At 74.6% G+C, this 18,994-nt stretch carries 20 protein-coding genes; 9 read left to right on the top strand and 11 right to left on the bottom strand.

The annotated features are described in order from the left end of the window. Nucleotides 1-27 precede the first annotated feature (27 nt). Both Aru02nite_RS36180 and Aru02nite_RS36175 read left to right on the top strand, forming a co-directional pair. A complete protein-coding gene (locus Aru02nite_RS36180; RefSeq protein WP_203665066.1) occupies nucleotides 28-1,251 on the top strand; it encodes an MFS transporter in 1,224 nt (407 codons plus the stop codon). 33 nt (nucleotides 1,252-1,284) lie between these two features. After that, nucleotides 1,285-1,908 (top strand): LysE family translocator, encoded by a 624-nt coding sequence (locus Aru02nite_RS36175; RefSeq protein WP_203665065.1) that lies wholly within the window; start codon nucleotides 1,285-1,287, stop codon nucleotides 1,906-1,908. Between the two features lie 3 nt (nucleotides 1,909-1,911). Here Aru02nite_RS36175 and Aru02nite_RS36170 read toward each other — a convergent pair whose 3' ends face one another. After that, entirely contained in the window at nucleotides 1,912-2,367 is a 456-nt protein-coding gene (locus tag Aru02nite_RS36170) for a winged helix-turn-helix transcriptional regulator (protein WP_203665064.1), read from the bottom strand. Nucleotides 2,368-2,483: 116 nt separating this feature from the next. Between Aru02nite_RS36170 and Aru02nite_RS36165 the strand changes: the two genes are divergently transcribed. Both Aru02nite_RS36165 and Aru02nite_RS36160 read left to right on the top strand, forming a co-directional pair. Beyond that, a complete protein-coding gene (locus Aru02nite_RS36165; protein ID WP_203665063.1) occupies nucleotides 2,484-3,356 on the top strand; it encodes a ketopantoate reductase family protein in 873 nt (290 codons plus the stop codon). A 75-nt stretch (nucleotides 3,357-3,431) separates the two neighbouring features. Continuing rightward, the gene (locus tag Aru02nite_RS36160; protein WP_203665062.1) at nucleotides 3,432-4,481 is read left to right on the top strand and encodes a DUF4037 domain-containing protein; all 1,050 of its coding nucleotides are present in this window, start codon (nucleotides 3,432-3,434) and stop codon (nucleotides 4,479-4,481) included. 75 nt (nucleotides 4,482-4,556) lie between these two features. Here Aru02nite_RS36160 and Aru02nite_RS36155 read toward each other — a convergent pair whose 3' ends face one another. Then, a complete protein-coding gene (locus tag Aru02nite_RS36155; RefSeq protein WP_203665061.1) occupies nucleotides 4,557-5,984 on the bottom strand; it encodes an FGGY family carbohydrate kinase in 1,428 nt (475 codons plus the stop codon). 159 nt (nucleotides 5,985-6,143) lie between these two features. Here Aru02nite_RS36155 and Aru02nite_RS36150 point away from each other — a divergent pair, with 159 nt between their 5' ends. From Aru02nite_RS36150 to Aru02nite_RS36140, 3 genes are read left to right on the top strand one after another with little or no spacing between them, the layout of a single operon-like run. Next, complete coding sequence (locus Aru02nite_RS36150) at nucleotides 6,144-6,551, top strand: TOBE domain-containing protein (protein ID WP_203665060.1); 408 nt, start codon at nucleotides 6,144-6,146, stop codon at nucleotides 6,549-6,551. Then, nucleotides 6,548-7,399: a substrate-binding domain-containing protein gene (locus Aru02nite_RS36145; RefSeq protein WP_203665059.1), complete on the top strand. Its 852-nt coding sequence runs from the start codon at nucleotides 6,548-6,550 to the stop codon at nucleotides 7,397-7,399. Before Aru02nite_RS36150 ends, Aru02nite_RS36145 begins: the two co-directional genes overlap by 4 nt. Further along, a complete protein-coding gene (locus Aru02nite_RS36140) occupies nucleotides 7,392-9,254 on the top strand; it encodes an ABC transporter ATP-binding protein/permease (RefSeq protein ID WP_203665058.1) in 1,863 nt (620 codons plus the stop codon). Before Aru02nite_RS36145 ends, Aru02nite_RS36140 begins: the two co-directional genes overlap by 8 nt. Here the strand turns inward: Aru02nite_RS36140 and Aru02nite_RS36135 are convergent. The 8 genes from Aru02nite_RS36135 to Aru02nite_RS36100 form a co-directional block, all read right to left on the bottom strand. Next, nucleotides 9,248-9,796: a COG4315 family predicted lipoprotein gene (locus Aru02nite_RS36135; RefSeq protein WP_203665057.1), complete on the bottom strand. Its 549-nt coding sequence runs from the start codon at nucleotides 9,794-9,796 to the stop codon at nucleotides 9,248-9,250. The two genes, Aru02nite_RS36140 and Aru02nite_RS36135, sit on opposite strands and share 7 nt — an antisense overlap. Before the next feature lie 56 nt (nucleotides 9,797-9,852). Then, a complete protein-coding gene (locus Aru02nite_RS36130; RefSeq protein WP_203665056.1) occupies nucleotides 9,853-10,500 on the bottom strand; it encodes an anti-sigma factor family protein in 648 nt (215 codons plus the stop codon). A gap of 4 nt (nucleotides 10,501-10,504) precedes the next feature. Next, nucleotides 10,505-11,008 (bottom strand): sigma-70 family RNA polymerase sigma factor, encoded by a 504-nt coding sequence (locus Aru02nite_RS36125; protein WP_203665055.1) that lies wholly within the window; start codon nucleotides 11,006-11,008, stop codon nucleotides 10,505-10,507. Then, a complete protein-coding gene (locus Aru02nite_RS36120) occupies nucleotides 10,989-11,429 on the bottom strand; it encodes a hypothetical protein (RefSeq protein WP_203665054.1) in 441 nt (146 codons plus the stop codon). Before Aru02nite_RS36120 ends, Aru02nite_RS36125 begins: the two co-directional genes overlap by 20 nt. 81 nt (nucleotides 11,430-11,510) lie before the next feature. After that, on the bottom strand, nucleotides 11,511-12,350 hold the full coding sequence (locus tag Aru02nite_RS36115) for a S1C family serine protease (RefSeq protein ID WP_203665053.1): 840 nt from the start codon (nucleotides 12,348-12,350) through the stop codon (nucleotides 11,511-11,513). A gap of 447 nt (nucleotides 12,351-12,797) precedes the next feature. Continuing rightward, nucleotides 12,798-13,823, bottom strand: a complete 1,026-nt coding sequence (locus tag Aru02nite_RS36110) for a zinc-binding alcohol dehydrogenase family protein (RefSeq protein ID WP_203665052.1) — start codon at nucleotides 13,821-13,823, stop codon at nucleotides 12,798-12,800. 11 nt (nucleotides 13,824-13,834) lie between these two features. Then, nucleotides 13,835-14,134 carry a hypothetical protein gene (locus tag Aru02nite_RS36105; protein ID WP_203665051.1) on the bottom strand — a complete coding sequence of 100 codons (300 nt, stop codon included), beginning with the start codon at nucleotides 14,132-14,134 and terminating at the stop codon, nucleotides 13,835-13,837. A 393-nt stretch (nucleotides 14,135-14,527) separates the two neighbouring features. Next, nucleotides 14,528-15,004 carry a MarR family winged helix-turn-helix transcriptional regulator gene (locus Aru02nite_RS36100; protein ID WP_203665050.1) on the bottom strand — a complete coding sequence of 159 codons (477 nt, stop codon included), beginning with the start codon at nucleotides 15,002-15,004 and terminating at the stop codon, nucleotides 14,528-14,530. 780 nt (nucleotides 15,005-15,784) lie between these two features. On the opposite strand from Aru02nite_RS36100, the gene Aru02nite_RS37690 reads away from it, so the two are divergent. Together Aru02nite_RS37690 and Aru02nite_RS36090 are read left to right on the top strand one after the other, a co-directional pair. After that, nucleotides 15,785-16,459: a hypothetical protein gene (locus tag Aru02nite_RS37690; RefSeq protein WP_373325054.1), complete on the top strand. Its 675-nt coding sequence runs from the start codon at nucleotides 15,785-15,787 to the stop codon at nucleotides 16,457-16,459. A 55-nt stretch (nucleotides 16,460-16,514) separates the two neighbouring features. Beyond that, entirely contained in the window at nucleotides 16,515-16,748 is a 234-nt protein-coding gene (locus Aru02nite_RS36090; RefSeq protein ID WP_203665049.1) for a hypothetical protein, read from the top strand. A gap of 1,037 nt (nucleotides 16,749-17,785) precedes the next feature. On the opposite strand, the gene Aru02nite_RS36085 is transcribed toward Aru02nite_RS36090, so the two are convergent. Further along, the gene (locus Aru02nite_RS36085; RefSeq protein ID WP_203665048.1) at nucleotides 17,786-18,949 is read right to left on the bottom strand and encodes a PP2C family protein-serine/threonine phosphatase; all 1,164 of its coding nucleotides are present in this window, start codon (nucleotides 18,947-18,949) and stop codon (nucleotides 17,786-17,788) included. Nucleotides 18,950-18,994 lie beyond the last annotated feature (45 nt).

Below are 18,994 nucleotides of genomic sequence, written 5' to 3'. Positions count from 1 at the left end.
TACCGTCCCGCCGGCTAGGCTCGGGCCGTGACCCAGCCGCCCGGGGGCGACGCGACGGACGAGGGCCGGTGGCTGACGCCGGGCGTCGGCGGGGTCGGCGCCGCCAGCTTCCTGTCCGACTCCGGGCACGAGATCGCGACCGCCGTACTGCCCGGCTTCGTCACGGGTGTCCTGCACGGTTCGGCCGCCGCGCTCGGCCTGATCGAGGGGGTCAGCGACGCGCTGATCGGGGTGGTGAAGCTCGTCGGCGGCCCGCTGGCCAACGACCCGGTCCGGCGGCGCCGCATCGCCACCGGCGGCTACCTCGGTACCGCGCTGGCCACCGGCGCGATCGGCCTCGCCACAGCGGTGTGGCAGGTCGGCGTACTGCGGGCGGTCGCCTGGGCGGCCCGCGGCATCCGGTCGCCGTCGCGGGACACGCTGCTCGCCTCGCTCGCCCCGACCCGCGCGTACGGGCGGGCCTTCGGGCTGGAACGCGCCGGCGACAACCTCGGCGCCGTCGTCGGACCGCTGCTCGCCGCCGGACTCGTGGGCTGGCTCGGCATCCGCCCCACGATCTGGTGCGCCGCCGTACCGGGGATGCTCGCCGCGCTGGCCATCCTGCTCGCCGCCCGCGAGGCCCGCCGCCGCGGCACCGACTCCGCGACCCGCCGCCGGCCCCGTCTCGACCTGCGCGGCCTCGCGAACGCCGGGCTGCTGCGACCGCTGCTGCCCGTCGTCCTGTTCGAGTTCGGCAACGTGGCGACCACGCTGCTGATCCTGCGCGCCACCGCCCTGCTGTCCGCCGGCCGCAGTCCCGCCGCGGCCGCCTCCCTCGCCATCCTCCTGTACGCCGCGCACAACGCCCTCGCCGCCCTCGTGGCGTTCGCCGGCGGGCACGGCATCGACCGGATCGGCCCGCGCGCCGTGTTCGCCGCCGGCGCCGCCTGCTACGTCCTCGGGTACGCCGGCTTCGCGCTCGGCAGCGCCCACTGGCCCGTCGTCCTGGCGTACTTCGGGCTGGCCGGTGCCGGCATCGGGCTTGCCGAGACCGCCGAGTCGGCGCTCGTCGCCCGCGTCCTGCCGGACCGACTGCGCGGCTCCGGGTACGGTGTGCTCGGCGCGGTCCAGGCCGCCGGTGACCTCGTCGCCACCGTCGTCGTCGGCGTCCTGTACGCGGCGGTCTCGCCCGCCGTCGCCTTCGGGTACGCCGGCGCGTGGATGCTGCTGTCGGTCACCGCCAGCGCCACCGTCCGCCCTCGTACGACCTGATCCGGGCGGGGCGCGGGGCACTAGGGTTCGGGCATGCTTGTCGCCGCTCTCGTGTTCGCCGGCGTCGCGGCGCTGGTGAACGTGACGCCCGGGTTGGACACCCTGCTCGTCGTGCGTACGTCGGTGGCGGGTGGTCGGGTCCGCGGCCGCGCCGCCGCGCTCGGCATCCTGACCGGCTGCGCGGTCTGGGGCGTGGCGGCCGTGGTCGGGCTCACCGCGCTGCTGGCCGCCTCGCACCTGGCGTACGAGGTGCTGAAGGTGGCGGGCGCCGGCTACCTGGCGTGGCTCGGGGTGACGACGCTGTGGCGGGCCCGCCACCCGGCGCCGGCGATGCCCGAGCCGGCGACGCCCGAGCCGGCCGGGCGGTTCGCCGCGTTCCGCGCGGGCGTGGCGACCAACCTGCTCAACCCGAAGGCCGGGGTGTTCTACCTGAGCCTGATCCCGCAGTTCCTGCCGCACGACGCGCACCTGGGCGGCACGGTGCTGTTCACCGCGATCGACCTGGTCGAGCTCGCCCTCTGGTACTGGATCGTGTCGCGGGCGGCCGCGGCGCTCGCGGACCGGATCCGGCGCCCGGCGTTCCGGCGGCGGATGGAGCAGGCGAGCGGCGTCGCGTTCCTCGGGTTCGCGGTGAACCTGCTCGTCGAGGAGGCGTGAGGGTCAGGAGCGGGGCATCTTCCCGCGCTTGACGGGCGAGGCCGACCGGGTCGCCACGTACCGGAAGTCGCTGGTGTTGACGGGTTTTCCGGTGGTGCGGTCGACGAGCACCGGGTCGGCGGTGGCGCCGGTGGCGGCGTCGAGCAGGCGCACCCCGCCGCGGCCCCGGGTGACGTGCCGCCGTCCCCACCCGGCCAGCGCCTCGACCACGGGTTGCAGGTCGCGCCCCCGCGCCGTCAGCCGGTACTCGTCGCGCGGCGGCCGCTCCTGGTACCGGTGGCGGGTGAGCAGGCCGGCGTCGCACAGCTCGGCGAGGCGCCGGGTGAGCGAGTTCGACGAGATGCCGAGGCTCTGCTGGAACTCGTCGAACCGGCTCAGCCCGTGCAGCGCGTCGCGCACGATCAGCAGGCTCCACCACTCGCCGACCGTGTCGAGGGTGCGCGCGATCGGACAGTCCATCTCCGCGAAGCTCTTGTGCCGCACGTCTCTCCGATCCGACTTCCACTGTGGAAGTCACCACGGTACCAGCCGTGTAAGGTCACTTCCACAGTGGAACCTACTGGAGGAGGTGCGGCGTGGCGCGCATCGGCGTACTCGGGCCGGGTGGGATCGGTGGGCTGCTCGCGGCCCGGTTCGGCGCGGCCGGGCACGACGTGACGGTGGTGGCGACCGAGGCGAGCGCCGCGGCGCTCACCGTGCGGGGCCTGCACCTCACGGGCCCCGACGGGGCGACCACCGTGACGCGCCCGCTGGCCCGGCCGTGGCTGACCGACCCCGTCGACCTGCTCGTCGTGGCGGTCAAGGCGACCGACCTGCTGCCCGCCCTCGCCCGCGTACCGGCGGCGGTGCTGGGCGGCGCGACGCTCGTACCGTTCCTGAACGGGGTGGACCACCCGGCGCTGCTGCGCGCCGCGTACCCGGGGGCGGTGGTGGTGCCGGCGAGCATCGCGGTCGAGGCGACCCGGCACCGGGCGGGCGTGATCGAGCACCTGTCGCCGTTCGCCGACATCGTCGTCGCCAACGGCACTCCGGCGGGCGCCGCGGCCGTCGACCTGTTCGCCAGTACCGGTCTGCGCGTGACCGGCCACCCCGACGAGTCCGCCGTACTCTGGCGCAAGCTCGCGTTCCTCGCCCCGCTGGCGCTGTCGACCACGGTGGCCGACGCGCCGATCGGCCCGGCGCGTACGGGGCATCCCGAGCGGCTGCGCGCGCTGGTCGAGGAGACCGTCGCCGCGGCTGGTACGGCCGGGGTGGACATCGACGCCGACGCCGTCGCGGCCCGGCTGGACGCGCTGCCCGCGACGATGCAGTCGTCCATGCTGAAGGACCGCCGGTCCGGTCGCCCGATGGAACTCGACGCGATCGCCGGCCCGATCGTCCGCGCCCTCGGCGCCGACCGCGCGCCGGCCACCGCCGAGGTGACCGGCGCGATCCTCGCCGCCACCTGACGCGCGAGCCCGGAAACCCTTGCGGCGGGCGGAAACCCGGTGGACACGACGGGCCGCGGGGGAGAGGGTGCGGGCATGGGCGACGAGGCGAGCGGGGTCGGGGTGGCGCGCGGGTTCCACCGGGACGTGGTGGGGCCGCTGATCGCGCGCGAGCTGCCCGCCCTGCGGTACGCGGCGGCCCGGCTCGGCTCCGGTTCCGACGTGCTGGGGCTGGACGACGCCACGAGCCGGGACCACGACTGGGGCTGCCGGCTCACCGTACTGGTGGACGAGGCGGACGCCGACGCGCTGCCGAAGCTCGACGCGGCGCTGGCCGCGCTGCCGGAGACGTACCGGGGGATGCCGGTGCGGTTCGGGACGACGTGGGATCCGACCGTGGGGCACAAGGTCCAGCTCGACACCGTCGACGGGTTCGTGCGCGGCCGGCTCGGCGTCGGGCCACGGCTGTCCACAGTGGACTGGCTGACCGTGACCGGCCAGTCGGTACTGGAGGTCACCGCCGGCCCGGTGTTCGCCGACGCCACCACCGGCCTCGCCGCCGTACGGGCCGAACTGGCCGGCTACCCGCCGCAGGTGGAGCGGTACGTGCTGGCCGCCGGCTGGACCCGCGTCGCGCAGCGGCTGCCGATGGTCGGCCGTACCGCGCAGCGCGGCCAGGACCTCGGCTCCCGGCTGCTCACCGCCACGCTGGTCGGCGACCTGACCGCGCTGGCGTTCCTGGTGTGCCGGCGCTGGCAGCCGTACGAGAAGTGGCGGGAGGCGGCGCTGGCGCGGCTGCCGGTCGCGGGGGAGCTGACCGGGCCGCTGCGCGCGGCGCTCATCGCCGAGCACTGGCGCCCGCGCGAGTCCGCCCTGGTCGCCGCGATCGAGGTACTCGCCGCCGCGCAGCACGACCGCGGACTGCCCGCGCCGCGCGTCGTACCGTTCTTCGACCGGCCGTACCGGAGCGTCGAGGTGCCGGGGGAGCTGCTGGGCGAGCTGACCGATCCGGACCTCACCGGGCTGCCGCCGGTCGGCTCGCTGGAACAGTGGGTCGACTCCACCGACGTACTGGCCCGTCCGGAGAACCGGCCGGGCGCGGCCGCCGCGTACCGCGCGTGGCTCGCCGCGCACCGTACCGGCTGACCGGGTGCGGCCGACGATCGACCGCGTCACGGCCGCCGGGTACGGCCCGGCGCTGAGCCGGAGCGTCGCGGTCGGTCAGTCGCCGAGCGGGGCCGCGAGCCGGTCGCGCAGCGCGCGGTGCCGTACGCCGGCGGCACGCATCGCGGCCACGTCGCCGGCCGGCACCACCACGTCGGTGGTCGTCGGGGTGTAGTCGACGCCGAGCGCGCTCGCCGCGGCCCCGCACGCCCCGACCTCCGGATCGACGCACCGCCGGGCCGATCCGCCCAGTGCGGCGGCGAGCCGGCGGGTCAGCCAGCCCGACGCGGCGACCGCACCGCCGCCCAGCATCGGCGTCGCCGTACCCGACGGGTCGAGCGCCCGCGCGCCGTCGGCGACCTCGTGGCACACGCCCTCGGTCGTCGCGGCCGTCACGTCCGCCGGCGTGGTCGTCAGCCGCAGCCCGTACAGGGTGCCGCCGGCGCCGGTCGGGTCGTCCGCCGGCGGCCGGTGCCCCGCGTGGTACGGCAGGCACACGAGCCCGTGCTCGCCCGGCGCCAGCGCCGCCAGCTCCTCCTCGGTGCCGGCCCGGTCGGCGCCGACCAGCCGGCCCACCCACTCGTCCAGCACCCCGCCCCCCGAGTACGCGACGCCGAGGACGGCGCGGCGCCGGTCCACCCGGTACCGCCAGACGTGCGGTGCCGGGGTGGGCGCCTCAGCCGTGACCAGGCGTACCGCGGCGGAGGTGCCGACGGTGACCGACAGCCGGTTCGGGCCGTGGCAGCCGGACCCGAGCGCGCTCGCCGCCCCGTCCCCGAGCGGCGGCGCGATGCGGGCCGCGGCCAGCTCCGGCCACCGCTTCCGGTACTCGCCGGTCAGCGTGCCGTGCCAGCCGTCCGGCGCCAGCGGCGGCACCTCGGCCTCGGTGACCCCGGCGAGGTCCAGCGCCTCGGCGTCCCACCGGCAGTCCCGGGTGTCCAGCGCGCCGGTACCGGACGCCGACGACACCGACGCCGTCACCTCGCCCCACAGCCGCAGCCCCAGGTACTCGGGCAGGCCGACCCAGCGTCGCGCGTCCACCCCGGCGTCGCGCAGCCAGCCGATCCGGACCGGCCAGTAGAACGGGTGCCACCAGGCGCCGGTCCGGTCGTGGTACGCGGCGGCGTTGGCGGGTGCGCGCCCGGCGGGCAGCGTGGGCCGCAGGTCCATCCAGGACAGGCACGGCCCGGCCGGGTCGCCGCGGGCGTCGAGGCCGAGCAGCGAGTGCCACTGGGTGGAGATCGCGACCGTGTCGATGCCGTCGAGCTGGCCGGTGTCGGACAGCTCGTCGAGGCACGCCACCGTCGCGCCCAGGTACGTGTCGAGGTCGAGTTCGGCGGCGCCGCGCGCGTCCTGCCGGATCCGGGCCTCCTCGCGGACCGCGGCGCCGGGTACGGGTGCGAGGTCCGCGCCGTCGCGGTCGAGTACCACCGCGCGCACGGAGCTGGAGCCGAGGTCCAGGGCGAGGATGCGGCTCGACGTCATCTCCGGCGTACCTCCTGGTGGTGTGGCCTGTCGCGTCCACCCTATGCGGCCGGCCGGACGCCGTGAACAGCCGCGAATGCCAGCCGTTCGGCCGATTGTCCTGGCAGATGCCACCCGATCCCGCTGTACGCCCTGTCGATCGCGCCGTACGCTGACCGCATGGCGACGTACCGGATGGGCCCGGCCGCCCAGCTGCTCGGCGTCAGCGCGGACACGCTGCGTCGCTGGGTCGACGCCGGCCGTGTACCAGCCGGCCGGGACGGGCAGGGGCACCGCGTGATCGAGGGATCCGACCTGGCCGCGTTCGCCCGGTCGATGGCCGCGGACGAGCCGGGCGGCGACCGGTCCTCGGCGCGCAACAGGTTCACCGGGATCGTCACCGCGGTCCGGTCCGACACCGTGATGGCGCAGGTGGAGATCCAGGCCGGGCCGCACCGGATCGTGTCGCTGATGACCCGCGAGGCCGCCGACGAGCTGGGCCTGGTCGTCGGGGCGCTGGCCACCGCCACGGTCAAGTCCACCCAGGTCGTCGTCGAACTGCCCACCACCACGAAGGGAACGGCATGAGGCTGCCGCGCACCGTCCTGGCGTTGGTCGCCGCGTTCACCCTGGTCACCGCCTGCTCGTCCGGCGGCGGATCGACGACGTCCGACGCCACGCACCACGGCACCGTCACCGTCCTGTACGCGGGATCCCTGGTGAACCTGATGGAGAAGACCGTCGGCCCCGGCTTCGATGCGAAGACCGGGTACACGTTCCGTGGCGAGGGCAAGGGCTCGCAGGCGCTGGCCAACGAGATCACCGGCAAGGTCACCCGCGCCGACGTGTTCGTCAGCGCCAGCCCCAAGGTCAACGACTCCCTCAAGGGCTGGGTCACCTGGTACGCGACGTTCGGCAGCGCGCCGCTGGTGCTCGGGTACAACGCGAAGAGCAGGTTCGCGCACGACCTGAAGACCAAACCGTGGCAGCAGGTGGTGAAGGAACCCGGATTCCGGCTCGGGCGTACCGATCCGAAGCTGGACCCGAAGGGCAAGCTGTCAGTCCAGGCGCTCCGGCAGGTCGGCCTCGGCTCGATGGCGCAGGGCACCGACGGGGTGTACCCGGAGGAGGCGCTGGTGGGGCGGCTGGAGTCGGGCCAGCTCGACGCCGGGTTCTTCTACACGTCCGAGTCGACCGAGGCGCACCTCCCGACCGTCGGACTCGGCGCGGTGAAGCTGGCCGCGACGTACACGGTGACGGTGCTGCGGAAGGCGCCGCAGCCGGCGGGGGCCAGCGCGTTCGTGTCGTACCTGCTCGGGCCGGACGGCGCGGCGGCCATGAAGGCGCACGGCCTGACCGTCCAGACCCCACCGACCGTCACCGGTGACGCGGGCGCCGTACCGTCACCGGTGGCCGCCACGATCAGGCATGGCTGACGTACGCCGGTTCCCGGTGCTGCCGGTCCTCGCCGGCCTGCTCGTGCTGTACCTGCTCGTCCCGCTCGCCGCCTTCGTCGTACGGCTGGGCGGCAGTTCCGGCGGGCTGTCCGCGCCCGGCGCCGGCGAGGCGCTGGTCGTGTCGCTGGTGACGGCCACCGTGTCGACCGCGGTGATCGGCGTGCTCGGCGTACCCCTCGGGTATCTGCTGGCGCGGCGCCGCGGCCGGCTCGTCGGCGCCCTCGGCGTCCTGGTGCAGCTGCCGCTGGCGTTGCCGCCGCTGATCTCCGGCGTCCTGCTGGTGTACGTGGTCGGGCCGTACACGCCGGTCGGTGAGCTGTTCGACGGGCGGCTCACCGACAGCATGGCCGGGATCGTCCTGGCGCAGGTGTTCGTGGCGGCGCCGTTCCTGGTCGTCGCGGCGCGCTCGGCGTTCGCCGCGGTCGACCCGGCGCTGTCCGACGTGGCGGCGACGCTCGGGCACGGCCGGCTGTCGGTGTTCGGCCGGGTGGCGCTGCCGGTCGCGGCGCGCGGCATCCGCGCCGGGCTGCTGCTGGCCTGGCTGCGCGCGTTCGGCGAGTTCGGCGCCACCGTGATCCTCGCGTACCACCCGTACACGTTGCCGGTGTTCACCTACGTGCAGTTCGGGTCAACCGGGCTGACCAGTACGTTGCTGCCGGTGGCCGTGGCGCTGGTGGCCGCCGTCGTCGTCCTGGTCGCCGCCGACCACCTCCGGCCGCCCCGCCGCCGCCGGCACGCCGCCCCGCCGCCGCGGCGCCCGCCCGAGGCCCGGCCCGGCCCGGTACCGGCGTTCGCGGTCACCACCCGGGTCGGCGGCTTCGCGCTCGACGTCGCGCACCCGGCCGCCGGCCGTACGCTGGCGATCCTCGGGCCGTCCGGCGCCGGCAAGTCCATCACCCTCCGCGTACTGGCCGGGCTGCTGCCGGCCGCCGGGACCGTGACGCTGACCGGGGACGGCGGGCCGGCGGACGTGACCGCGCTGCCGCCCGAACACCGCGGCGTCGGGTACCTGCCGCAGGACGCGGCGCTGCTGCCGCACCTGAGCGTGTGGCGACAGGTCACGTTCGGGGTGGGCACCGAGCCGCCGGTCGCCGCGTACTGGCTGGACCGGCTCGGGCTCGCGGAGCTGGCCGACCGGCTGCCGGACGAACTGTCCGGCGGGCAGCGGCGGCGGGTGGCGCTGGCCCGCGCGCTGGCCCGGCAGCCCCGCCTGCTGCTGCTCGACGAGCCGTTCACCGGCCTCGACACCCCGGTACGCGACGAGCTGCGGCACGAACTGCGTGCCCTGCAACGCGACACCGGCATCTCCACCGTGGTCGTCACGCACGACCCGGACGAGGCCGCGCTGCTCGCCGACCACGTGCTGATCCTGTCCGCCGGCCGGGTACGCCAGCAGGGCCCGCAACCCGCCGTGTACGCGCACCCGGCGGACCCGGAAGCGGCCCGGCTGCTCGGCATCCGCAACCTGACCGCCGCGGTCACCGGCCCGGACGGGGCCCTCGTACTCGACGGCGCCACCGTCGTCGGCACCGACCTGCCCGCCGGTACTCCCGTGACGTGGTGCGTGCGGCCCGACCGGATCGGCCTCGCCTCGCCACCGGACGGCGGTCCCACCGGCCGCGTCGTCGACGTGGTACGCCTCGCCGCGTTCACCGAGGTCGCCGTGGACGTCGCTGGCGTACGACTGACCGCGAGTACGACGGGGGCCCCGCCGGAGACCGGCGAGGCCGTGTCGCTGACCGTACCGGCGGACGCGGTGACGGTGTGGGGGCCGGCCGCCCGCCCGGGGCCGGTGCCGGGGCGGACGACCGGCGTGCGGGAGGCGGGTCAGTAGTTGTAGCCGTTGCCACCGCTGGACGGCGACGACGGCGCCTTGCTCGCCCCGCCACCCGAGGCGGTCACCACGTGCCAGGTGAAGTGCGCGCCGTTGAACGTGTCCGACACGCCGTTACCGGTCACGGTGCCCGGGGTGTGGTCGAGCGCGAACCGGTACAGCGGCGCACCGTTGTACGTCACCTGCGTGGAGCCGTCCGGCCGGTGCATCGTGCCGAACGTGCCGCTCGCGCCGGACACCGACGACGGCACCGACGTCCCGGGGTCGACCGTGACCGGCGGCCAGATCGACGTGCACCCGTTGGTGCACATGATCTTCCCGTGCATCTCCTGCGCCGGCGTGTACAGTGCGTCGCCCTTGGCGTCCACGAGTACCGTGCCGGCCGAGGTGTGGTGCACCGACACCGGCCCGGCCGTACCCGTCTTCCCCGGCGACGCGCTCCCCGCGGAGTGCGAACCGCCGGACGTGCCGGCCATCCCGCATCCCGCCAGTGCCAACGGAAACGCCGCCAGTACCGCGGCCTTGCGCCAGGACCTGATCATCATCCTCACCCGCTTTCGTTACCTACCAACAGGCACGCAGCGGGGCGCCGGATCGTTCAGGGCGACATCGTGAGAACCGTGGTACCGGCGCCGGTGCGCACCTGGACCGAACGGATCTGGTCCGGCGAGGCCGACGTGGTGCCGGTCAGTACCGCGGTGGTGTCGGGCACCGCCGCCCACGCCGAGATCTGCTCGGTGCGACCCGACTTCAACACCGCCACCAGCGTGTACCCGCCGCCGTAGTCGGCCGGCCCGGTGTACCGGCAGCGCAGCGTCACGTCCGTGCCCCACGGCTGCTTCGCCAGCGCGACCGTCGCGGTCACCGGCGCCGGCGTCACCGCCGCCATCGGCTGCCCGGCCGGGTTCTGCTGCCGCGGCCCGAAAGCCAGTACCAGAGCCAGAATCAGCACCAGCGCGGCCGCCACCGCACCGCCGGCCGCGGTCAACCACCGGGTACGCCGACGCCGCCGCCACGCCGCCTGCAACAGCCCCGTGAGTACCGCGGGGGGCGGCTCGACCGGCTCGGCGGTGACCTCCTCCAGCGGCACCCGGGACAGCAGACCGGGCAGCCCGTCGAGCGCGCGTACCTCGTCCCGGCAGTCCGCGCAGCTCGCCAGGTGCTCCTCGTACCGGTGGCGTTCCTCGGGGCTGAGGGCACCGAGCACGTACGCCGCCGCATCGTGGTGGAACTCGTCGGACGTCATGGCCTCAGATCACCCCCGTCTCCTCCAGCGCGAGCCGCAGGGCCCGGAGGCCGTAGTGCAGCCGCGACTTGACCGTGCCGGGCGGCACCCCGAGTCGCTCCGCCGCCTCCGGCACGGACCGACCCAGGTAGTAGCACTCGACGAGGACCTGCCGGTGCGCGGGGGACAGCTGCCGCATCGCGTTGGCCACCAGCCACGACTGCACGGCCTCGTCCGTACCGTCGGCGACGCCGCGCTCCGGCGGCTCCGCGAACGCCACCTCCGGCCGTACGTGCCGGGCCCGCCACTGGTCGATGACCAGGTTGCGGGCCACGGTGTGCAGCCAGCCGCGGACCGGCCGGCCGTCGAGTACCCGGGGATGCTGCCACGCGCGCAGCAGCACCTCCTGCACGACGTCCTGCGCCCAGCCGCGGTCCCCGCCGGTCAGCCGCAGGGCGTACCCGAACAGCGCGCCGCCGTACTCGTCGTACAGCTCGCGGAGGAGCTGCTCATCGGCGCGTGCCGGCACCGGACCTCACCGACCACCAGCGGCGGAACTCCACCACGGCCAGCGCCAGCCCGCACACCAGCGCCACCAGCTCGGCGACCGCGGCGAGCCGCTGCGACGTACCGGTCAGGGACTCGTGCACGCCGAACAGCCCGCGGCCGGTCATCGCCAGTGCGAAGGCCCCCAGCGTCGCCGCACCGAACCCGGCGGCGGCCAGCGCCGGCAGCCAGTGCCGCCACGCCAGCATCGCCACCGCGATCACCAGCCCGCCGATCGCGTTCAGCAGGAACAGCGGGCCGATGATCCGGATGCTGCCGAAGCCGGTCGCCCACAGTTCGAGGTGGACGTCCGCGGAGAGCAGGACGCCCGCGGCGGCGAGGCCGCGGACCACCTCGACACCCAGCCGCCGGGTGGCCACACCCTGTCGGACCGTCGCGGTCATCGTCCCCACCTCCGTGCCTTCCATGTCAGCACAACACGGAGGCGGGGGCCGAACCGTTCACCGAGACGGCGGTTCGTGCCGTCAGTGCCCGGCCATCAGCGCCTCGGCGACCGACTTGGCAGTGTTCGACGGGATCGCGAACCCGACACCGATGCTCCCGGTACTCCCGCTCCCGCTGGTCGCGATCGCCGTGTTGATGCCGACGAGCTGGCCGTTGGCGGAGATCAGCGCACCGCCGGAGTTGCCCTCGTTGAGCGGCGCGTCCGTCTGGATCATGTTCGTGTAGCGGGTCTGGTCGACCGTCAGCTGCCGGTGCAGCGCGCTGACGATCCCCTCGGTCACCGTCCCGGTGAGCCCGAGCGGGCTGCCCAACGCCACCACCGTGTCCCCGGTACGCAGCGCGGAACTGTCCCCGAACGTCGCCACCGTCAGCCTGCTCGCACCGGACACCCGGACCACCGCCAGGTCACTGCCCGGCGCCGTACCGACCACGGTCGCCGACCGCCTCGTACCGTCGGAGAACGTCACCGTCACGGCCGGATCCTGCCCCGCCGCGGCGAGTACGTGGTTGTTGGTCAGGATCATCCCGTCCGAGCGGATCACGACGCCCGAACCCTCGTCCTCGCCGCTGCTCCCCTTGACCGTGATGTCCACGACCGCCGGCTGCGCCCTGGCCACCACGTCGGCCACCGAGGACGTACTCGACGCGGTCGTCGCCGCCACCGGGCTGCTCGCCGGCTTCGCCGCCGTCAACTCGTGCACCGTCGCCGCACCGGCCACCCCACCGCCGAGTACGAGCGCCAGCGCCGTCGCGCCACCCGCCGCACGGCGACGCCACCGCCGCCGACGGGGCGGCGGGGGAGGCTGCGGCGACCAGACCACCGGGTACCGATTCACCGGGTACTGCGAGTACGTGTCCATGACCCCAGCGTGTGCCGGCCCGCTACGCGACCGCTGTTGGCGACCTGGGAGGTTCCCGGGAGACGTCGGCCCGGCCCGCCACCCCGTCGACGAACCGGCCGGCGTCGGTGACCCAGCCGCCCGGCACCGGCGCGCCCGCCGGATCGGCCTGGTCCTGCACGGATCCCCACCCGTGCGTCGAAATCCGTGGACGCGACGACCGCCGGCAGCGACCGCACCGGCGTACCGGTGATCCCCAGGTCCCGTTCCGCCGCGACCACGGTCAACCGGATCCGCCCGGGTACCGCGCCGCCGGTCGCATCTGCACCCGCGTGCCCGGCACGACCTGCCACTCCGGGAAGCCTTCGTACGGCGCGAGGTCCGGTCCCCGCCCGAACAACCGCTCGTCGAAACCCCGCGCCGTCACCGCGTCCGCGACCGGCGCCTGCTCGTACCAGGGGAGGGGCCTCAGCCCGGCGCGCCGTCGGCGATCAGGACCGCGGCACCGGTGACCCGGTCGGCGGCCAGGTCGGTGAGCGCCCGGTCCGCCGCACCCATCGGGTACGGCGTGGTCCGCACCGTCAGCCGGTGCCGCCCCGCCAACGCGAGGAACGTACGGCCGTCGTCGCGGGTGTTCGCCGTGACGCTGCGCAGCGTGCGCTCCTCGAACAGGTGCCGCTGGTAGTTGAGCACCGGGATGTCGGTCAGGTGGATGCCCGCCACCGACAGCGTGCCGCCCCGGTCCAGCGCCGCCAGCGCCACCGGCACCAACGTACCCACCGGCGCGAACAGGATCGCCGAGTCCAGCGGCTCCGGCGGCGCCGCGTCCGCCGGCCCCGCCGACGCCGCACCCAGCCGTAACGCCAACTCCCGCGCCGATTCCGCCCGCGTCAGTACGTGCACCCGCGCGCCCTGCGCGATCGCCAGCTGCGCCGTCAGGTGCGCCGACGCGCCGAACCCGTAGATGCCGAGCCGGGCGCCCTCCGGCAGCTCCGCCAGCCGCAACGCCCGGTACCCGATGATGCCGGCGCACAACAGCGGCGCCAGCTCCGCGTCCCCGTACCACTCGGGCATCCGGTACGCGAAGTCCGCCGGTACCGTCGCGAACCGCGCGTACCCGCCGTCCGCGTCCCAACCCGTGTACCGCGACTCCGGGCACAGGTTCTCCGCGCCCGCCCGGCACCACCGGCACACCCCGCAGGTGTGCCGCAACCACGCGACCCCCACCCGCTCCCCGGTACTCCAGCCCGACACCCCGTCCCCGGTCGCGGCGACCCGCCCCACCACCTCGTGCCCCGGTACCACACCGGGTCGATGCACCGGCAGGTCACCCTCCGCCACGTGCAGATCGGTCCGGCACACCCCGCACGCCGACACCTCCACCAGCAGCTCACCCGCAGCAGGCTCCGGTACCGGCAGCTCCGCGCGGCGCAGCGGCCCCGTCGCCATCGGGCCGGGCCGCTCTACCCGCCAGCCGTCCATCGTGGCCCCCATGCCTGCCGATCCTAGGCGCGTACCACCCCGTATGCGGTGCCGTCGGGTCGCTGGCCGCCGATCGCGCTGCCGCCGCCGGAACGGATCGCGGTACGGTGCCGCCGGGTCGTCGTCGCGGCGCTCCGCCTGCCGTTGCGGCCACCGAACCGTTCGCGGTGTGTCGCCGCGTCCGTCGGGCGCCACGGTGCGGTCGGTGTCGTGCACCGCTTCGCCGCGACCGTCGGATGCCCCGCCGTACTGCGGACATGCATGGAGCTGAGCCGCTCGCGGCGGTGTCCTCGGTCCGCGATGCCGATCGGCGCCACCGTCACGGGTGTCCGATCGGGTTGTCGGCAGTGATGACCAATCACCTCGGCGGTACGTCGATGAGGCCGGGCCACCACCGGATTGTTCGGCCCAGGTACGGCGGTGTGAGTGTGGCGCTCGGGCCGGCCCGATACGGCGCGGCGAGCGGCCACCCGCGGTACGGGGACGCGTTGTGGGGCGCGAGCGGTCGGGGAGCTGGGCACCAGTTCCGGCGGGGTGGTCAGCCGTCACTCGTGCACGACGCTCAGCAGAGGTGTCGCCGACATGGTGGCGTGCGGGCGAACCCGCGATCCCGCGATGCAGGTGGCGGCCACCGTCGGCGTGGACACCCGTGCCGTGGCGGCCGGTCGACGACCGCCGGGCGGGGCCGCAGCGCGGCGTGCCAGGCGACGGTTGCGTCAGGCGGATGCGCGGTTGCCGCGGGCCGGCTGGACCCGGACGCCACTGGCCGCGGCGAACGCGGCGAGACCGCGCTGGAGCGCACGCTGCTGGGCGGGCGGCATCGCGGCGAGCACGTCCTCCACGCTCTTGCGACGACGCCGGCGGAGATCGGCGAGCAGCCGACGTCCGCGTGGGGTGAGTCGGATCCGGATCTGCCGCCGGTCTTCCTGACCGGGCTGCCGGACCGCCCAACCGGACGCCTCCAGCCGGTCGCACACCCGGCTGACGGACGGCGTGCCCATGCGCAGCTCGGTGGCGAGCGCGCTGATCGCGGGCGCCTCGCTGGCCTCGATGGCGTGCAGGACCCGCAGCTGCGCGGCGGGCACGTGCGCGCCCGCGGACTGGCTCGTCGTGGTGTAGATGTCGCTGAAGGCTCGACCGGCGTGTTCGACGGCCGCAATCAGCTCCGCGCTGGGTTGCTGAAGCCCTGCCATACGCCCATCTTCGCACATCCGCACCCGCTCCCTTCGAGGTCGTCGCCCGGCCCGGGTACGCACCGCCGCGCCGTGTCGCGCGCCGCCCGGTGACCGGCCCGGCAGTCCGGTTCCATACCCACCCGACGCATCTGCGAATCCCCTCCGCGCGGTGGTCGCCGACCGCCGGCGCAGCGCGCGCATCCGGCCCGCGATGGCAGGCGCCCCAGCCACTTCCGACGCCCACCACCCTCCTGGTACGCCACGGCACGTGGACCCGGACCGCTCCCGTTCCGCGTACACCAGCGCACCGCCGCGAACCGTCGGATGCCGTGCGTGCCGGCGCAGTGCCGTGAACCGTCCGGTGCCGTGGAATCCAGCGCAGCGCAGCGAACCGTCCGGTGTCGTGCAGGCGCGGGCCGTCCCGCTCCGGGTGACGACGCGAGGGTGCGGCGCTGAGGTGGCCCGGCCGCGAGTGTCCTGCGGTGCCGAGGATCGCGCGCAAGTCGATGTCAGTGCGGCCCCGTCGATGTTCGGGCCGTGGGACCGAGCGGCGTTGTCCGCCCGTCGGGTTGCCGTGGCCGGCCCGCTCGTACGGGTGGTCGCGATATCCTTGTCCTGGAGCAAGTATCTGTGTCCGGTTCGCCAGGGAATCCCACCGTTGACAGGGAACCTGCGCGGACGGGGCGGGACCTGCTTCGTCAGCGCCCCCACACGCTTTCCGTATGGCAACGATTATCCCGGTCGCGGGTCGGTGTCGGCGGGGCGCCGCGTGGCGACGGTCGAGGGTGGGAGACGTTCGTGCGACACGCGTGGTTCGACAGCGACGCCCAGCCGTACTTCGAGCTGGTGTGCGACGGGTGCGCAACACCGTTCCGTACCTGGGACGACCGGTGCCGCGACTGGCCGCTGCTCGCGGGCGCCGCGCTGTCCGGCGGCTGGGCGGTGTCGTGCGACGCGGACCCGGTCGACCCGCACAGGTGCCCCGACTGCCGACGCGACGCCGACGGCGTACTCCGCGGCGTCCGGGCGTGCCCGTCGGCCGAGGAGTGCCGGCGTCCGGTCGGTGCGGTGCCGGGCGACTCGATGGTTTCCGTACTCCGGTGTCCGGGTACCCGGCTGCCCAGCGCCGGCGGCCGGTCGGCTCCGGCGCGACCGGGAGACGGACGGGTGGGGGCGATGGAGGAACCGGAGATCACCGTACGGACCGAGCCGGGAACCGTCGAGGACCGGCTGCACGATTCGCTGGAGCAGCAGCTCACGTCCGCGTTGCGCGCGGCGATCCACCGCCTGGACGGCACGGTCGTCGGCATGGACGTGCCGGCGGTGCGGGAGCGGCTGGTCGAGGAGACGCGTGCGGGGCTGCACCCGGACATCGCCGCGCGTTTCGAGCCCAGCCGGTACGAGATGACCGCGATCGCCGCGCAGCTCGCGCTGGGCGTGGAGCCGTCGTTCGGACCGTCCTCGACCGACTGACCGCGGAGCACGGGCCACCCCACCACCCGAAGGTTGCTGTACGGTAATTGTTTCCGTGCGACAACTAACGGTGGCGGGGTGCCCGATGTTCATCCAGGTCTCCAGCTGGGGCGAGGAACGCCCGCGGTACACGCTGCGGTGCGACGCCTGCGGCGACCCGCATCCGCGCCCGGAGGGCGTCGACCACGACCGCGCCGTACTGTGGGCCGCGGCCGTCCGGTACGGCTGGTCGTCGCCGGCGCGTACCCCGGATCTGCACTACTGCGGACTGTGCTCCGGCACCCTCTGAGGGGAGCCGGTCGGCAAGATGTTGTCATGTGGCAAGTAAAGGGCTAGCGTGCGGTGGTGCCGGGCCGTTCTTCCGGGGGGTTGGAGCGGCTCGGGCCAGGGACCGGCACCGGCCGGTGCGCGGGCGGCCGGATGTCCGCGGCGTACGCCGGTCGGTGCCGGTCCGGCCCGGCGGTACGGCGTGCCGGGCGTTGCTGCAGGGATGCCGTTGGGGGGCCGGATGTCCGCGGTGGACGCCGGTTGGTGACCGTCCGGCCGGGCGCTGCGGCGGGCGGACGGAACCCCGCATCGGCTCGGACCTCGGCAGACCCGACCCCGTCCGCGCCGCCGCACCATCCGCCGGCGCCGCGACACAACGAGACGTCCTGGCGGATCCGTTACGCCGCAACGATTCAGTGTTGCACAGCGGTAGGTTTCCGGTGCGTCACCGCGGTTTGGCCCGCGGACACAGCCGAGACTCGGGTGTCGCGGCTGTCGCGTGCCGGCAGCACGGACAGGCCGCGGTCCGACCTCGCCGGCGTGACCGACCTACTCCGGCCCCACACGGGTTCGTTCCGCGCGCTGCAACAGTGACGGGCTCGTTCCAGTCTCATCCGGGTTCGTTTTCGTGCACCGCAACAATGACGGACCGGTTCCGGCCTCATCCGGGCTCGATTCCGCGCATCGGCACGGTCTCCGGCCCAGTTTGCAGCGGCGACAGAGCGCCAGGACGATGGGTCTGGCGCAGCGGCGAGACCGCGAACCGGCGACGTTCCGGTTCGATCCAGGGTTCGTTCGCGCACATCAGCACCGGACCGCTATGCCCGTTCTGTCGTGACGTTCAAGGTGCGTGGCGGTTACGCGGCAGGACGCGATGCGTGCAGCACGGTGGCGCGACGGAGTGCCGCGCCACCGTGACAAGGGCCTTGCGTTCCGGCGGTCGAACGCTGTGCGCCTGAACCACGGTGACCGCTGGATTCGTTGCGCCGCACCGGTTCCGCCCGGCGACAGCGTGCGCAGCGCGCGCGACCGCGGTACCCACAGCGCGGGAGTACGCGGTCAGTGTGGGGTTGTCGGGTGCACGTCGAGGCAGGTGACCACGGCGTCGTCGTCGAGCGCGGATCCGTGGTGTGTCACCGAATCCCGGATCACGGTACGCACGGCCTCGCCGCACGGCTGCAGCCGGGTGCGGCGGAGTACCTGGCCGAGGGCGGCGAGCCCGAACGCCTCCCGTGCGGGGTTGACGGCCGTGTGCACGCCGTCGCTGACGACCAGTACGCGGTCGCCGGGTGCGACCTCGACCCGGGTGGCCCGGTACTCGATCTCCTCGTCGGAGCCGAGTTGCGGCTGCGCGGGAAGGTCGACGGTGCTGACGGAGGTGCCGTGCAGGCGGACCATCCGGGCGCTGCCGGTGGATGCGGCGAGCAGGAGGTGCCCGGCGGGCTCGTACCGGAGGCCGAGGGCGTCGACGCTGCGCGCGCCGCCGTGTTCGGTGTAGAGCAGGTCGCTGGCGAGGCTCATCTGGGCGGCGACGTCGTCGCCGGAGCGGCGGGCGTTGCGCAGCGCGGCGATGACGAAGTTGGTGAGTACCGCGGCGGAGGTGCCGTGGTTGGATCCGTTGACCACGACCGCGGTCAGGCCGGTCTCGTCGACGGACCAGTCGAACGTGTCGCCGCAGATCTCGTACGCGGGTTCGAGCTGTCCGGCGAAGGAGTACTCGGGGGTGGTGACCGAACGGGCGGGCAGGGTGTCCCACTGGATCTCGGCGGCGAGGGTGAGCCGGCGCCGGCGGCGCGCGCGGCGGAACCGGTCGGTGGTCTGTTCGGCGACGACGATCTCGTGCGCGACGTCCGCGGCGAGTTCCTGCCACTGGGCGCGGGTCTCGGCGTCCGGCGGTTCGGTGAACGTGCCGGCGAGGACGCCGAGGCGCTGGCCGCGGGCGGTCAGCGGGCACAGCAGCCGTACGGTGTCGGGGCCGTGCGGGGCGACGACCGGCTCCTGGGACGAGAACGCGCGGCCCTCGGGACTGCCGTCGACCGGTACCGGATCGGCGGCGGTGTCCATCGCGGTCAGCGCGGACTGCCGGTAGTCGACGAGGAGGATCTCGGTTTCGCTGACGCAGAGGTGGGCCTTCACCGCCGCCGCGAGCAGCCGCGGCAGTTCCGGCGCCCGGCCGGTACGCAGGATGGTGAGGATCTCGTCGGGACGGTGGCTGTACGGCACCGCATCACGCTCCGATCGGGCCGATTCCGTTCCCACGGGTACTTA

Origin of the sequence: Actinocatenispora rupis (assembly GCF_016861975.1) — a bacterium.
Classification (GTDB): domain Bacteria; phylum Actinomycetota; class Actinomycetes; order Mycobacteriales; family Micromonosporaceae; genus Actinocatenispora; species Actinocatenispora rupis.
This window is presented reverse-complemented; position numbering and strand designations above follow the sequence as displayed.